This window comes from Hydrocarboniphaga sp. FW305-C-57 (assembly GCF_058783045.1).
Genome location: NZ_JBYSYG010000004.1, coordinates 91,194 through 104,374 on the forward strand (window position 1 = coordinate 91,194; position 13,181 = coordinate 104,374).

The window sequence follows — 13,181 nt, forward strand, 5'->3', positions numbered from 1 at the left end:
GGCTCAGGCCGGGCCGATCGCCTTGGCAACGTAGTTCGGTACCGCGAAGGCGCCGCGGTGGATCGCGGCGTTGTAGTACAGCGTGTCGAGCTTCGCGACGGCGGCTGCGTCGAGGCGCTCGACCAGCGGGGCCGACGACTTGCTCGCGATCGAACCCGACCACCAGCCCGACGGATACAAGGGCTGCGGGAAATGGAACAGTCGGGTCTGCGCGAAGCCGGCGACGCGCATGGTCTCGTGCATTTCCTTGATCAGCTCCAGGTGCAGCAGCGGCGATTCCGACTGCTGCACGAGCATGCCGTCGGGCTTCAGCGCCTTGATGCAGTCGAGGTAGAAGCGGCGGCCGAACAGGCCTTCGGCCGGTCCGACCGGGTCGGTCGAGTCGATGATGATGAGATCGATCGATTCCGGCGCCGCATCCTTCATCCACTGGATGCCGTCGCCGAAGAACAGCGTCGCGCGCGGGTCGTCGTTGGCGGTGCAGAGCTCGGGGAAATACTGCTCGGCCAGGCGCGTCACGCGTTCGTCGATCTCGACCTGGGTGGCGCTGGTGACTTCCGGGTGCTTGAGCACTTCGCGCAGGGTGCCGCAGTCGCCGCCGCCGACCACCACGACGTTTTTCGGGTTCGGGTGCGAGTTCAGCGCCACGTGCGACATCATCTCGTGGTAGAGGAAATTGTCGCGCGTGGAGACCATCGTGCAGCCGTCGATGGTCATCAGATAGCCGAAGCTCTCGGTCTTGAAGATCTCGATCTTCTGGTACGGGGTCTGTTCCTCGTGCAGCTTCTCGCCGAGCTTGAGCGAGAACGCGGTGCCGGTGGCTTCGACCGGCTCGGTGAACCAGGACTTGTCCAGTGCCATGCAAAACTCCATCACGCAACGTAAAGAGGCGCGAGTATAAAGGCTGGCCCGCTGCCCCCGGGTGACATTGCTGCGACAATGCGCGCCCCGCAAAACCTTCCGCCGTCCGCCCGAGGCCCGATCGTCACGATGAAACAAGCCCCCTGGTCCGCCGCCCGCGCCCGCGAGCTCTACAACCTGCCGCAATGGGGCGAGGGTTATTTCGACGTCAGCGAAGGCGGCGACCTGCTGGTTCGCCCGTTCCGCGAGGCCAACACCACCGCGGTGAACCTGCACGAAATCGCCCAGCGCCTGCCGCTCGAAGGCCTGGAACTGCCGGTGCTCGTGCGCTTCAACAACATTCTCGAAGACCGCGTCGACGCGCTGACCGGCGCGTTCGCGCACGAGATCGAAGATCTCGGTTACACGGGCCGCTACACCGCCGTGTATCCGATCAAGGTCAACCAGCAGGCCGACGTGGTGAAGACCATCGTGCGCCACGGCCGCGACCGCACGGGCCTCGAAGCGGGCAGCAAGCCCGAGCTCGCCGCCGTGCTCGGCCTCGCGCCGGCCGGTTGCATCATCGTCTGCAACGGCTACAAGGACCGCGGCTACATCCGCCGCGCCCTGATCGGGCAGAAGCTCGGCCACACCGTCTACATCGTCGTCGAGAAGCTCTCCGAGCTGCCGATCGTGATCGCCGAATCCAAGGCGCTGAACGTGGCGCCGATCATCGGCCTGCGCGTGCGCCTGGCCTCGGAATCGGCGAGCACGCAGCAGAACACCGGCGGTGAAAAAGCCAAGTTCGGCCTCGCCACGCCGCAGGTGCTCGAAGCGCTCGAGATGATGCGCGAGGCCGGCCACATCGACGCCGTGCAGATGGTGCATTTCCATCTCGGCTCGCAGGTCGCCAACGTGCAGGAAATCGCGCGCGGCCTGCGCGAAGCGGCGCGCTTCTACGTCGAGCTGCGTCGGCTCGGCGCCCCGATCGACACCGTCGACGTCGGCGGCGGCCTCGGCGTCGACTACGAAGGCACGCGCTCGCGCAGCTACTGCTCGATGAACTACGGCCTGCGCGAATACGCGCGCAACATCCTCAGGACGCTGCGCGAAGTCTGCGCCGAGGCCGGCGAGCCCGAGCCGAACGTGATCTCCGAATCCGGCCGCGCGCTGACCGCGCATCACGCGGTGCTCGTGACGTCCGTGATCGATCAGGAAGTGGTGCCGACCTCGGCGATCGAAGCGCCCGAAGCCGATGCGCCCGACGCGCTCAACGAGCTCTACGCGCTGCTCTCGCAGATCGACACGCGCGGCCCGATCGAATGCCTGCACGACGCCGTGCATTTCCTCGCCGAAGCGCAGGGCCACTACGCCGAAGGCCTGCTCACGCTCAAGCAGCGCGCCTGGGCCGAGCGCGCCTACTTCGCGGTCGCGCGCGCGGTGCAGCCACAGCTCGATCCGAGCATCCGCGCGCAGCGCGAGGCGATCGATGCGCTCAACGAAAAACTGAGCGCCAAATACTTCTGCAACTTCTCGGTGTTCCAGTCGGTGCCCGATGCCTGGGCGATCGAGCAGGTATTTCCGATCCTGCCGATTCATCGCCTGGCCGAGCGTCCTGCGATTCGCGCGCGCTTGTGCGATCTGACCTGCGATTCCGACGGCCGGCTCGATCGCTACGTCGATCGCGAAGGCGTGACGCCGACGCTCGCGGTGCATGAACTCAAGCCCGGCGAGCCGTACATGCTCGGCATCTTCATGGTCGGCGCGTACCAGGAAATTCTCGGCGACATCCACAACCTGTTCGGCGACACCAACGCCGTCAACGTCGTGCTCGACGCGAATGCGCCGGACGGCTGGCGGCTCGAAGGCGCCGAACACGGCGATCGCACCGACGAACTGCTGCGCTACGTGCACCTGGCGCCCGAGGAACTCGCGCAGAGCTATCGCAAGAAGTTCGCGGGGCTGAGTTCGGTGACGGCGAGCGAGCGAGCGGCGCTGCTCGCGGAACTCGAGGCGGGGCTTTCGGGGTACACGTATCTGAGCTGAGCTGCTACATCCGGTCCCGGCGGACAAACAAAAGGCGGCGCGATCGCTCGCGCCGCCTTTTGTACCGAGAGCTGCCGGTTTACTTGATCGAAGCCGCGTAGATCTCGTCGATCGCCGACTTCAGCGAGGCGTTGAATTCCGCATCGCTCATCTGGTGGCGCAGGTCTTCGAGCAGCGCGCGCGAGAAGCTCGCGATGATGCCCGGGTTCTTGGCGAGTTCGACGCAGGCTTCCGGGCGCTTGAAGCCGCCCGAGAGCGCGACCACGCGCAGCACGCGCGGGTGCTTGACGAGCGGCTCGAACAGGCCCGGCTTGGTCGGCAGCGAGAGCTTGAGCATGACCTTGTCGGTGCCCGGCATCGCGTCAAGGTTCTTGATCAGCTCTTCAAGCAGGATCTGGTCGGCCGCGGCGCGTTCCGGGCTCTTGATGTTGACCTCGGGCTCGATGATCGGCACGAGACCGCCGGCGAGCACCTGCTGGCCGACTTCGAACTGCTGCTTGACCACGGCGGCGATGCCTTCGCGATTGGCGAGGTTGATCACCGAGCGCTCCTTGGTGCCGAACACGCCGAGCGCCTTCGACTTCTTGAGCAGCGCATCGAGCGTCGGCATCGGCTTGAGCAGCTGCACGCCGTTGGCTTCGTCTTCGAGGCCCTTGTCGATCTTGATGAACGGCACCACGCCGCGTTCGATCAGCACGGTCGGAACCGGCTTGCCGTCGATGCTGCCGTCCATGGTGCGCTCGAACAGGATCGCGCCGAGCACCTTGTCACCCGTGAACGCGGGCGAGGTGATGATGCGCGAGCGCATCTGGTGGATCAGGCCGAACATTTCTTCTTCGGTCGACCACGCGCCTTCTTCGATACCGTAGCCCTTGAGCGCCTTCGGGGTCGAGCCACCGCTCTGGTCCAGCGCCGCGATGAAGCCGCTGCCGCTGGCAATTTTCTTCAACATGTCCTGATGCTGCATGCAAGTCGCCTCGTTTGGTTTGAGTATCTGAAGTACGCAGGCCGCCAGACCTGCGCCGTACAGCATGTGCCGCTGCATGGCGGACAAGCGCTTGCGAGACCGCCGACGACTACGCCGCAATGGCCGGCCAGCGGCGTCGTTCACCCTCAATGATACATTCCGGGGCGACCCGGCAGCGGCTTTTTTGTGGGGGACGTTCCGGCTTCGGGCGGCCTTTCGTGCCGTCGGCCGCCGGATTTGCAGCTGCGATCCGGTTCAGCTTGGATAGCCGACGCCGGCTGAACCGGATCGCAGCCCTGGCGATATTCCCGGGCTAGGGCGGTGTGACACCGCGTATCGCCTCGACCTCGATCTGCAGCGCGCGGACCGACATCTGGATCTCGCGCAGCGACAGCAGCAGCGAGGCGAGCATGCACAGCAGGGCCAGGCCGAACGCGAGCTGCGCGAGCCGCTCCATGCCCAGGAACAGCAGGAACAGGCTCGCGACGCAGAAGATCAGGCTCAGCACACCCAGGGCCTGGGTGTGGCGGATCAGCGACAGGCGGCGGCTCAGGCTGTCGATCTGCCGCATTAGCGCGTGGCTGGGCTGCTCATGGTGCTTGGCGATCAGCCCGCGCACCAGGCTCGCGAGCCCGAGGAAGCGGTTGGTGTAGGCCAGCATCAGCAGGGAAATGGCTGGAAACAGCAGGCCCACGGTGTTGTACGAAAGCGTGCTCATCGACTCGTTGCAGGGTGTGGAAGGCGTCCACGATGCACGAACCGCTCCGGCCCGGCCGATTCAGCCCGCCACGAGCACCGCCTTGGTTTCGAGATAGGCCTCCATTCCCCAGCGCCCGTTCTCGCGGCCCAGGCCGGATTGCTTCATGCCGCCGAACGGCGCCTGCGGCTCGTGCGCGAGCGTGTTGACGAGCACGCGGCCGGCGTCGATCTGCGCGGCCACGCGTTCGCCGCGCGCCGGGTCCGCCGTGATCACGAGCGCACTGAGGCCGTAGCGCGTGTCGTTGGCGATTGCGATGGCCTCGGCTTCGTCGCGATACGGAATGATCGCGAGCACCGGGCCGAATATCTCGTCGCGCGCGATCGTCATGTCGTTGCGCACGTCGCCGAACAGCGTGGGCCGCACGAACCAGCCGCGCTGCAGGCCTTCGGGACGGCCTTCGCCGCCGGCGAGCAGGGTCGCGCCCTCGTCGAGGCCGATGCGGATGTAGCGCTGCACGCGCTGCCACTGGCGCTCGCTGACCATCGGGCCGACCTGCGTATCGGCGTCGCGCGGATCGCCGGAGGTCGTGTTGCGCACCGCCTCGGCGATCGCGCGCTCGAACTCGGCCTTGCGCGATTGCGGCACCAGGATGCGCGTGCCGGCGATGCAGGCCTGGCCGCTGTTCATGAAGCCCGCACCGATCACGAGCGGAATCGCCTGCGCGACGTCGGCATCGTCGAGGATCACGGTCGGCGACTTGCCGCCGAGTTCGAGCGTGACGCGCTTGAAGCTCTCGGCACCGCTGCGCAGGATCGCCTGGCCGACCGCGGTCGAGCCCGTGAACGAAATCTTCGCCACGTCGGGGCTCGCGCTGATGGCGGCGCCGACCACCTCGCCGCGACCCGTGACGATGTTGAACACGCCCGGCGGCAGCCCGGCCGCGTGCAAGGCCTGCGTGACGACGCGCGTCTGCAGCGCGGACAGTTCGCTCGGCTTGATCACCGCCGTGCAGCCCGCCGCGAGCGCGGTCGCGAGCTTGCCGCAGATGAAGCCCGCATCGCTGTTCCACGGCGTGATGAGTCCGGCGACGCCGACCGGCTCGAGCCGCACGGTGGCGCTGCCCGCGCGGCGCTCGAACTCGAAGTGGCGCAGCGTCTCGATGGCCTGGTCGATCACCATCACCGGGTATTCGGCCATCCAGCGCGAACGCGCGGCCGGGGCGCCGTATTCCTCGACGATGGCCTCGAGCAGCTCGTCCTCGCGCGCCGCGACCGCCGCGCGCATGCGCTGCAGCAGGTCGATGCGCTGCTGTCGGCTCGTATGCTCCATCGCCGGCAGCGCGGCCTTGGCCGCGGCGATCGCACGCCGCGCGTCCTCGGCGTCAGCCAGGCGCACGCGGCCGATGGGCCGCTCGGTCGCCGGGTTGTGCAGCTCGAACCACTCGCTGCCGTGCGGTACGACGAACTGGCCGTCGATGTACACCTGGTCGATGTCGGAATACGCGGTGTCTTGCATGGAGTTCTTCCTCGAAAAAGCCGTGCAAGCAGTCTGGTGGCCGCGAATCGTTTCGATAAGCCGGCTTATGCGGCATAGTCTGCCCCGGCTATCAGGACAATCATCGCCATGCGTCGCTCCGGCTTCACCGAACTCGAAGCGGTACTCGCCGTCGCCCGGCGCGGCAGCTTTCGCGCTGCGGCCCGGGAACTCGGCATGTCGACGACTGCGATCAGCGCGGCCGTCGCCGGGCTCGAAGCGCGTTTGCAGGCGCGGCTGTTCAACCGCACCACGCGCTCGGTGGCGCTGACCGAGGCCGGGCAGCGCTACGTGCAGCGCATCGCCCCGGCGCTCGCCGAAATCCACGGCGCGGCCGAGGAAATCCACAGCCAGCCCGAAGCCCCGGCCGGCACGCTGCGCATCAACGCGCCGAGCGAAACCGTGCAGATGATCTTCGAGCCGCTGCTGCTCGAATTCCTGCGCCGGCATCCGCAGATGCGGCTCGACATCGTCACCGAGCCGAGGCTCGTCGACATCGTCGCCGACGGTTTCGACGCCGGCATCCGGCTCGCCGAATCGGTGCCGCAGGACATGGTCGCGCTGCCGATCAGCCCGGATCTGCGGCTCGTCGTGGTCGGCTCGCCCGCATATTTCGCCGAGCATGGCCGGCCGCGGACACCCGATGATCTCGCGCAGCACCAGAGCATCCGGCTGCGGCTTTCGCACGGTGGCATCTACCGCTGGGAGCTCGAACGCCGGGGCCAGAGCGTGCTCGCCGATCCGCCCGGACGCGTCGTGCTCAACGAAATGCCGGCGATCCGCGCGGCCGCCTGCGCGGGCGCCGGGCTCGCGTTCCTGTCGGAGTGGCATATCGCCGACGATCTCGCCGCCGGCCGCCTGCTTCGCGTGCTCGAAGACTGGTGCCCGCCATTTCCGGGCTTGCGGCTGTACTACCCGGGTCGGCGTCATCTGCCACCCGGATTGAAAGCGCTCGTCGCGCTCATACATGAATTGCGTCCGGGCGAGCCGCGTCGGGACGAAGCCGGGCAGTGAATTCAGCTCGCTTCGCTATAGTCGCGAACGACGCAACGAGGAGATTCTGATGGGCGTGATCAGCGTGTTGTGGGGCATCCTGAGCCTGCTGTGGGCCATGCTCGCGTTCATTCCGCTGCTCGGCTGGGGCAACTGGTTCATGATCCCGTTCGCGGTCGTCGGCGCGATCATCGGCGGCTTCGGCACGCTGCTCGGAGACAACCCCCGCGCCAAGGCCGGGCTCGTGCTCAACGTGCTCGCGATCGCCATCGGCGTGTTCCGGCTGACCATCGGCGGCGGCCTGATCTGAGCCAGCCGATGAGCCCTGTGCTCGCGCGTCCGCAGGTGCTGCTGTTCGACTGGCACGCCACGCTCGCCGACACCATGGACGCGATGTACTACGCGCTCGACGAAGTGCTGCCACGGCTCGGCCCGCTGGGCCTGCTCGATCGCCTGGTGTCGCCACAGGATTCCAAGACCGTCGAGGACGCGCGCCTGGTCCGCTACGTACGCGAGCATGGCCGGCTGCATCCGAAGATCACCGCGCAGCGGCGCATCTCACGCACCGACATCTTCGAGCTGCTGTTCGGCGGCGACGAAGAAGCGAAGAAGATCGCGCATGCGGAGTTCGATGCGCTCTACGAGCGCCACTTCGGCCCGGTGAAACCGATGGAAGCCGATGCGCGCGAACAGCTGCTGGCACTGCGCGCGCTCGGGCTCAAGCTCGGCGTGTTGTCGAACCGCGCGCGTCGCTTCATGGCGCACGAGATCTACGTGATCGACGGCAGCGGCTGGCACGAGCTGTTCGATGCGATCGTCTGCGGCGACGACGTCGAAAGGCGCAAGCCCTTCCCCGATCTGATCCTCAAGGCGCTCGCCGACATCGGCGCTCCGGCCGATGCGCATTGCTGGTACGTCGGCGACAGCACGGCCGACATCGTCGCCGGCAAGAACGCCGACGTGACCGCGATCTTCTACAACGGCGTCGGCTGGGATCAGGCCTGGATCGACAAGATTTTCCCGGGCACCGAGCGCCATCCGCAGCGGCCCGACGCGGTGATCCGGCGCCTGCCCGAGCTCGTGCGGCTCGTTCGCGATTCGCTGGCCACGGGCCACTGAGCGGCAGCGGTCACCTCGCGGCAAGCGGCCCGAGCTATGTTTCCGATGCAGGTCTCGATGCATTCGTCGAGCCCATCATCGGAGCCTGTCATGGATGACGAACTGAACTTCGCGCGATTCTGCGCCATCGCGTTTCCGATCCTGATGGCGCTGGCCGCCATCGGCGTGCTGTTGCGCATCAAGATCACGCGACGCCTGCAGCCGCACACGCGCAACACGATCGACCAGACCGTGCCGGCCGATCCGCTTTCTGCGGACGACGCGCGAACCATGTGGCGGCGCTATTGGTGGAGCGTGATCGTCGCACTCGTCCTGATCGCGATCGGCGCCCTCGCGACCTTCGCCTGAATGCTCTGAATTCAGGCCGCGCACACGCGGGCGGGCGCTAACTGCATCGCAGGCGCAAGCCCATCGCATGCACCGTCAACCCCATAGGAGCGGAGCCATGAATGCACATGAACCCGGCTCGAAGCCTGTCGATCCCGACACGCCCGAAACGGACGAGGAACTCGTGCGCAAGCGCGACATGCCCGGCAATCCGCTGGGGCCCGACCATCCCGAAAAACCGGATCAATCCACTCGTCGTGAATCGTGATCGACGACAACGCACGAGAGCTGAGAACGAGGAGCCAACATGAGCGCAAGAAAGCCCCAATCCATATCGAACCGTCCCGCTGCCGACGATGCCCGCGCGCCGTCACGCCGTTCGCACGACGAAGTACGTGCAGAAGGCGATCCGCAACGCCTGCGCTTCGATCGCGGCGACGAGCGTGGCGGACGCACGGGCGACCTGCGCGCCCGCGTCGCGAGCAACGAGGAATTCCCGCCCGAACGTGTACGACAGGCCGGCCGGACCGGAGGCGAAACCATCGACTCCGACGTGACGGCCGATGATCTGTCGCCCGAGACCCTGCTCGACTCCGAGGCCTCGCGCAGCCCATCGGCACGGGAAGGCCGAATCGCCAGCGATCGTGACCTGAACATCATTGAAGAGCCACTAGGCCTCGGCGGCGGACTCGACGAAGCCGAAGATGCGGAACGCGATCCGGTCGGGCAGACCGAGGCTGCGAAGCTGCGCGAGAAAAGCCGCGAGCACGCGTCGGATCCGAATTACTTCGAACCCAACGAAGCCGCAGTGCAGGCCGAGCTCGCTCGCGAGCAGGCCCAGGATTCAGGCAGGGACCGGGGCTCGCAGTCCCGCAAGGCAAAATCGAAGCGATAAGGACTTCGCGAAAAGAAAAAGGGCGCCTCGAAGGGCGCCCTTTTTGTAGCCTGTCGATTCAAGACGCCTTCTTGCGACGCGCCGTCTTGCCGGCTTTCTTGCTCGCGGATTTGCGGGCCGACTTCTTGACCGACGCGGCAGCCGGCGTGCGCTGGTTCGAATCGATGCTCTTGCGCAGCAGGGCCATGAAGTCGACCACCTTCTCGTTGCCCTGAGCCGCTTCATCGGCTTTGGCGACTTTCTTCGACACCTTCTTGCCCTTGCTCTTGAGGCGCCGATCGATCGCCGCGCGCAGCTTCTCGCGCGTCTCGTCGTGGTACTGCGAGGGATCGAAATCGGTGCTCATCGATTCGACGAGCTGCTCGGCCATCGCACGTTCTTTCGGATTGATGCGGTTGCTCTTGGTGTCGGCCGCCGGAAACTCGTAGGCGTCCGCGGCGACGACTTCCTGCGGATAGCGCAGCACGAGCAATTGCAGCGCATCACCCTGCGGGCGCACGAGCGCGAGCCGCTCGCGCGTGCGAATGACCACGCGCGCGACCGCGACCTTGCCGAGCTTCACGAGCGTGTCGCGCAGCAGCACATAGCCCTTGTGAGCCTTGCCGGTCGGCACCAGAAAGTACGGTCGATCGAAGTACTCCGGCCCGATCTGCTCGGGCTCGACGAAGGCTTCGATATCGACCGACTCGTGACTCTCGGGCGCGGCGTTGGCGAAGTCCTCTTTTTCGAGCACCACGTAATTGCCCTTCTCGTACTCGAAGGCCCGCGCGATCTTGTTCCAGGGCACCTCGTCTCCGGTCTCCTCGCTGACGCGCTCGTAGCGCACGCGCGACTGGTCGCGCATGTCGACGAGGTGGAAGTGCAGATCCATGCTGCGCTCGCCCGGCACGAGCTGCACTGGAATGTTGAGCAGCCCGAACGAGATCGCGCCGTTCCAAAGTGGCCGTGCCATGCGAGGCTCCGAAGTAAGCCGAATGCGGAGGCGCAGTGTTTTGCGGCCGTACTGAGTCGCTCCTGAACTGCGGTCAGGCCTTGCGCAGCTGATCGAGCAGCAGACTGCGCGCAACGCGGTTCTGCAGGCCTTTCGGCTCGTCGAGCCCCAGGCGCTGCAGATCGGCCCGCTCGGCTTCATCGACCGGCTGCAGCGGTCTTGCGCCGCGCAACAGCAGCTTGAGCTTGGGCGTCGTCGCCACCGTGGCCTGCACGGCCTTGAGCCCCTTGGCGAGCCGCAGTTCCTGCTCGGTGAAATCGTGGCCGAGCGGAAACGCTGGAAACAAGGCATCGGCTTCGCCGCCGACTTCGATCACGCGTGCGAGGCGCTCGGGCGTGTTGTTTTTGCAGCGCTCGGGCAGTCGGTAGCTGCGCGCGAGCTTGCCGGCCTGCTGCGTCTTTTCGATCAGCTCGGGCTGGAAGCGCGAATCGGCGATCTCGATCAGCGCTCGCGCCACCTGCTCGTCGGTCTGCGCACGCAGATCGGCGATGCCGTACTCGGTGACGACGATGTCGCGCAGATGGCGCGGAATCGTGCAGTGGCCGTAGTCGAACAGGATGTTGCTGCTGGCCTTGCCATCCGCATCGCGCACCGCGCGCAACAGCAGGATCGAGCGTCCCGTCAGCAGCTGATGCGCCTGTGCGACGAAGTTGTACTGCCCGCCGACGCCCGACACTACGCGGCCATTTTCGAGGCCGTCCGAAATAATCGCGCCCGACAGCGTCGCCATCATCGCGGTATTGATGAAGCGCGCATGCAGGCGTTGCGCCTTGTAGAGCCGCGGGTTCAGGTCGAGCTGGTTGATGCGCTCGACGCCGGTCATGCAGATGCGATTGCGCTGCTGCTCGGGCATGTCGCGCAGCGCCTGATAGAAGCTGCGCGGCCCGAGGAAGAAGCCGCCGTGCAGCACGATGCCGTTGCGCAGCCGCGCGCCGAGGCAGCTTTCGGCGATCGCCGTGCGCGATCGCGGATTCGCGAGGTTCGCCGGAATGCGCTCGCCCGACGGCGCGATGATCTCGCCGTCCTCGTAGCCGGCTTCGTCGACGAACAGGCCGTGGTGGCGCAGGCGTTCGAAATCCTGCGTGCGCAGCAGGCGCACGCCCTGTTCGGCGAGCGCCTCGAGCACGCCGGCATTGAGCTCGCGCGGATCGCAAAGCCCTTCGTCGACGAGCTGCTGCAAGGCCCAGAAGTCGTAGACCTCGCGCTTGATGACACCCGCATCGAGCAGATGCAGGAAGCCGTCGACGATCATCTCGCTCGCACCGTAGAGACCACGCTCGAAACGCTGCAAGCCGCCGAAGCCGTCGATGAGTTCGCGCCACGGCGCGATCGCGTCGAGCGCGTTCAGGCTGCGCTGATACTCGGCGTTGCGGCGCTCACGCAACGCGAGTGCATGCGAGACCGCATCGCCGAGCGTGCCAATGCCAATCTGCAAGCTGCCACCGTCGCGCACGAGCGTCGATACGCGCAGGCCGATCGCATGATCGGCCACCGACACCGGCGTCTTCGGCACCGAGAACAGCGCGCTCGAGTAGCGTGGATGGTCGATCACGAAATCGAAGTTCGAGGGCTCGACCTCCGCATCGTTGCCCATGTACGGCAGCTGCTGGTTGACCTGCGCGATCACCGCGATGCGCCGCTCGCCGCGCGCTTCGGCCGCGCGCAGCAGGCGCTCGAGTTCGGGCCCGGTGTCCGGGTTGCAGCTCAGGCTGTAGCGCAGGCCTTGCGCGGCTTCTCTCTTGGCGACGATCTGTGCGATCACGTTGCAGCCCTGCGCGTAGACATCGCGCGCCGCGAAGGTGTAGTTGGTGCTGATGTAGTCGCGCTGCGCCTGATCGTCCTTGAGCCGCGCGCCGGTCTGGAAGAAGAATTCGAGCACGCGCACGTTGGGCGGCAGCTGGCCGGCGTTCTGGTCGCGCACGTAGTCGAGCTCGATCACGCCTTCGTAGACGCGTTCGAGAAACGGATTGAGCAGCGCGCCTTCGAGTCCGCTCGGATAAGGCCGTTGCAGCGACAGCGCGGTCAGCACGGTCAGCTTGAGATTCGGATCGCGCTTGGCGCGCGCATACAACGCATTGATCAGTTCGACCGGCTTGCCGAGCCCGAGCGGAACGCCGAGCCGGATGTCGTGTCCGACGCGCTCGACGAGCGCGTCGACGCAGGCATCGACTTCATCGAGATAACGAGGCTGCCTCGTCGGTTTGCTGTCGGCCATGCAGGTTCCCCGGGTCGTTATGATGTGAGCCTACCCCACTCAAGCCACCCATGATCGACCGCAACTACGCGCTGCGCATGGCAGCCTACAACCGCTGGATGAACCAGAACCTCTACGCTTGTGCGGCCCGTCTGACGGACGAGCAGCGGCGCGAGGACCGCGGCGCTTTCTTCAAGTCGCTGCACGGCACCTTCGAGCATCTGGTGTCGACCGACACGATCTGGATGGACCGGTTCAAGCTCCGCCAGGTCGGCCCGATGAAGCCGCTCGGCTTGAGCTTCGAGGCCTTGCGCAGCCGTCGCGCAGCGCTCGACGAGGAGATCATCGAATGGGCCGGCTCGCTCGAAGCCGACTGGCTGGCCGGCGATTTCAGCTATTACAGCTACGCCTATGCGGCGCACTACAGCAAACCCGGCTGGCAGCTCGCGGCTCACCTGTTCAATCATCAAACGCATCATCGCGGACAGGCGACGACACTGCTGATGCAGTTCGGCATCGATCCTGGCCCCACCGATCTGCTGGTATCGCCGGAATAAAGGCCATCGCCGACGCGAG

At 66.3% G+C, this 13,181-nt stretch carries 14 protein-coding genes; 8 read left to right on the forward strand and 6 right to left on the reverse strand.

The features are described 5' to 3' along the window. Positions 1–3 precede the first annotated feature (3 nt). Entirely contained in the window at positions 4–861 is an 858-nt protein-coding gene (gene speE, locus AC3WUM_RS09880) for a polyamine aminopropyltransferase (RefSeq protein WP_492410094.1), read from the reverse strand. Between the two features lie 129 nt (positions 862–990). Between speE and speA the strand changes: the two genes are divergently transcribed. Next, positions 991–2,886: a biosynthetic arginine decarboxylase gene (speA, locus tag AC3WUM_RS09885; protein WP_492410096.1), complete on the forward strand. Its 1,896-nt coding sequence runs from the start codon at positions 991–993 to the stop codon at positions 2,884–2,886. 79 nt (positions 2,887–2,965) lie between these two features. Here the strand turns inward: speA and AC3WUM_RS09890 are convergent, their stop codons facing one another. The 3 genes from AC3WUM_RS09890 to AC3WUM_RS09900 all read right to left on the reverse strand — a co-directional run bounded on the left by AC3WUM_RS09890 (position 2,966) and on the right by AC3WUM_RS09900 (position 6,068). Then, entirely contained in the window at positions 2,966–3,853 is an 888-nt protein-coding gene (locus tag AC3WUM_RS09890) for a fructose bisphosphate aldolase (protein ID WP_492410097.1), read from the reverse strand. Positions 3,854–4,166: 313 nt separating this feature from the next. Continuing rightward, entirely contained in the window at positions 4,167–4,571 is a 405-nt protein-coding gene (locus AC3WUM_RS09895; RefSeq protein ID WP_492410098.1) for a DUF2721 domain-containing protein, read from the reverse strand. 60 nt (positions 4,572–4,631) lie between these two features. Further along, positions 4,632–6,068 (reverse strand): aldehyde dehydrogenase family protein, encoded by a 1,437-nt coding sequence (locus AC3WUM_RS09900; protein ID WP_492410099.1) that lies wholly within the window; start codon positions 6,066–6,068, stop codon positions 4,632–4,634. A gap of 108 nt (positions 6,069–6,176) precedes the next feature. On the opposite strand from AC3WUM_RS09900, the gene AC3WUM_RS09905 reads away from it, so the two are divergent. The 6 genes from AC3WUM_RS09905 (at position 6,177) to AC3WUM_RS09930 (ending at position 9,420) form a co-directional block, all read left to right on the forward strand. Then, positions 6,177–7,100 carry a LysR family transcriptional regulator gene (locus AC3WUM_RS09905; RefSeq protein ID WP_492410101.1) on the forward strand — a complete coding sequence of 308 codons (924 nt, stop codon included), beginning with the start codon at positions 6,177–6,179 and terminating at the stop codon, positions 7,098–7,100. 49 nt (positions 7,101–7,149) lie between these two features. Next, positions 7,150–7,389, forward strand: a complete 240-nt coding sequence (locus AC3WUM_RS09910) for a hypothetical protein (RefSeq protein WP_492410102.1) — start codon at positions 7,150–7,152, stop codon at positions 7,387–7,389. Between the two features lie 8 nt (positions 7,390–7,397). Continuing rightward, the gene (locus AC3WUM_RS09915; RefSeq protein ID WP_492410104.1) at positions 7,398–8,198 is read left to right on the forward strand and encodes an HAD family hydrolase; all 801 of its coding nucleotides are present in this window, start codon (positions 7,398–7,400) and stop codon (positions 8,196–8,198) included. A 90-nt stretch (positions 8,199–8,288) separates the two neighbouring features. Then, positions 8,289–8,546, forward strand: a complete 258-nt coding sequence (locus AC3WUM_RS09920) for a hypothetical protein (RefSeq protein WP_492410105.1) — start codon at positions 8,289–8,291, stop codon at positions 8,544–8,546. A gap of 97 nt (positions 8,547–8,643) precedes the next feature. Continuing rightward, positions 8,644–8,793, forward strand: a complete 150-nt coding sequence (locus AC3WUM_RS09925; protein ID WP_492410106.1) for a hypothetical protein — start codon at positions 8,644–8,646, stop codon at positions 8,791–8,793. Positions 8,794–8,832: 39 nt separating this feature from the next. After that, positions 8,833–9,420 carry a hypothetical protein gene (locus AC3WUM_RS09930; RefSeq protein WP_492410107.1) on the forward strand — a complete coding sequence of 196 codons (588 nt, stop codon included), beginning with the start codon at positions 8,833–8,835 and terminating at the stop codon, positions 9,418–9,420. A 58-nt stretch (positions 9,421–9,478) separates the two neighbouring features. On the opposite strand, the gene ku is transcribed toward AC3WUM_RS09930, so the two are convergent. Continuing rightward, positions 9,479–10,372, reverse strand: coding sequence for a non-homologous end joining protein Ku (gene ku, locus AC3WUM_RS09935; protein ID WP_492410108.1), 894 nt, complete (start codon positions 10,370–10,372; stop codon positions 9,479–9,481). 73 nt (positions 10,373–10,445) lie between these two features. Then, entirely contained in the window at positions 10,446–12,626 is a 2,181-nt protein-coding gene (locus AC3WUM_RS09940) for an acetyl-CoA hydrolase/transferase C-terminal domain-containing protein (protein WP_492410109.1), read from the reverse strand. A 50-nt stretch (positions 12,627–12,676) separates the two neighbouring features. Here AC3WUM_RS09940 and AC3WUM_RS09945 point away from each other — a divergent pair, with 50 nt between their 5' ends. After that, positions 12,677–13,162, forward strand: a complete 486-nt coding sequence (locus AC3WUM_RS09945; RefSeq protein ID WP_492410110.1) for a DinB family protein — start codon at positions 12,677–12,679, stop codon at positions 13,160–13,162. The last annotated feature ends 19 nt before the right edge of the window (positions 13,163–13,181 follow it).

What these genes read in the sequence shown, in the direction of transcription:
- AC3WUM_RS09930 (WP_492410107.1), top strand. Translation starts at nt 8,833, where the DNA reads ATGAGCGCAAGAAAGCCCCAATCCATATCGAACCGTCCCGCTGCCGAC.
- ku (WP_492410108.1), bottom strand. Translation starts at nt 10,372, where the DNA reads ATGGCACGGCCACTTTGGAACGGCGCGATCTCGTTCGGGCTGCTCAAC.
- speE (WP_492410094.1), bottom strand. Translation starts at nt 861, where the DNA reads ATGGCACTGGACAAGTCCTGGTTCACCGAGCCGGTCGAAGCCACCGGC.
- AC3WUM_RS09895 (WP_492410098.1), bottom strand. Translation starts at nt 4,571, where the DNA reads ATGAGCACGCTTTCGTACAACACCGTGGGCCTGCTGTTTCCAGCCATT.
- AC3WUM_RS09940 (WP_492410109.1), bottom strand. Translation starts at nt 12,626, where the DNA reads ATGGCCGACAGCAAACCGACGAGGCAGCCTCGTTATCTCGATGAAGTC.
- AC3WUM_RS09890 (WP_492410097.1), bottom strand. Translation starts at nt 3,853, where the DNA reads ATGCAGCATCAGGACATGTTGAAGAAAATTGCCAGCGGCAGCGGCTTC.
- AC3WUM_RS09910 (WP_492410102.1), top strand. Translation starts at nt 7,150, where the DNA reads ATGGGCGTGATCAGCGTGTTGTGGGGCATCCTGAGCCTGCTGTGGGCC.
- AC3WUM_RS09920 (WP_492410105.1), top strand. Translation starts at nt 8,289, where the DNA reads ATGGATGACGAACTGAACTTCGCGCGATTCTGCGCCATCGCGTTTCCG.
- AC3WUM_RS09915 (WP_492410104.1), top strand. Translation starts at nt 7,398, where the DNA reads ATGAGCCCTGTGCTCGCGCGTCCGCAGGTGCTGCTGTTCGACTGGCAC.
- AC3WUM_RS09905 (WP_492410101.1), top strand. Translation starts at nt 6,177, where the DNA reads ATGCGTCGCTCCGGCTTCACCGAACTCGAAGCGGTACTCGCCGTCGCC.
- AC3WUM_RS09900 (WP_492410099.1), bottom strand. Translation starts at nt 6,068, where the DNA reads ATGCAAGACACCGCGTATTCCGACATCGACCAGGTGTACATCGACGGC.
- AC3WUM_RS09925 (WP_492410106.1), top strand. Translation starts at nt 8,644, where the DNA reads ATGAATGCACATGAACCCGGCTCGAAGCCTGTCGATCCCGACACGCCC.
- speA (WP_492410096.1), top strand. Translation starts at nt 991, where the DNA reads ATGAAACAAGCCCCCTGGTCCGCCGCCCGCGCCCGCGAGCTCTACAAC.
- AC3WUM_RS09945 (WP_492410110.1), top strand. Translation starts at nt 12,677, where the DNA reads ATGATCGACCGCAACTACGCGCTGCGCATGGCAGCCTACAACCGCTGG.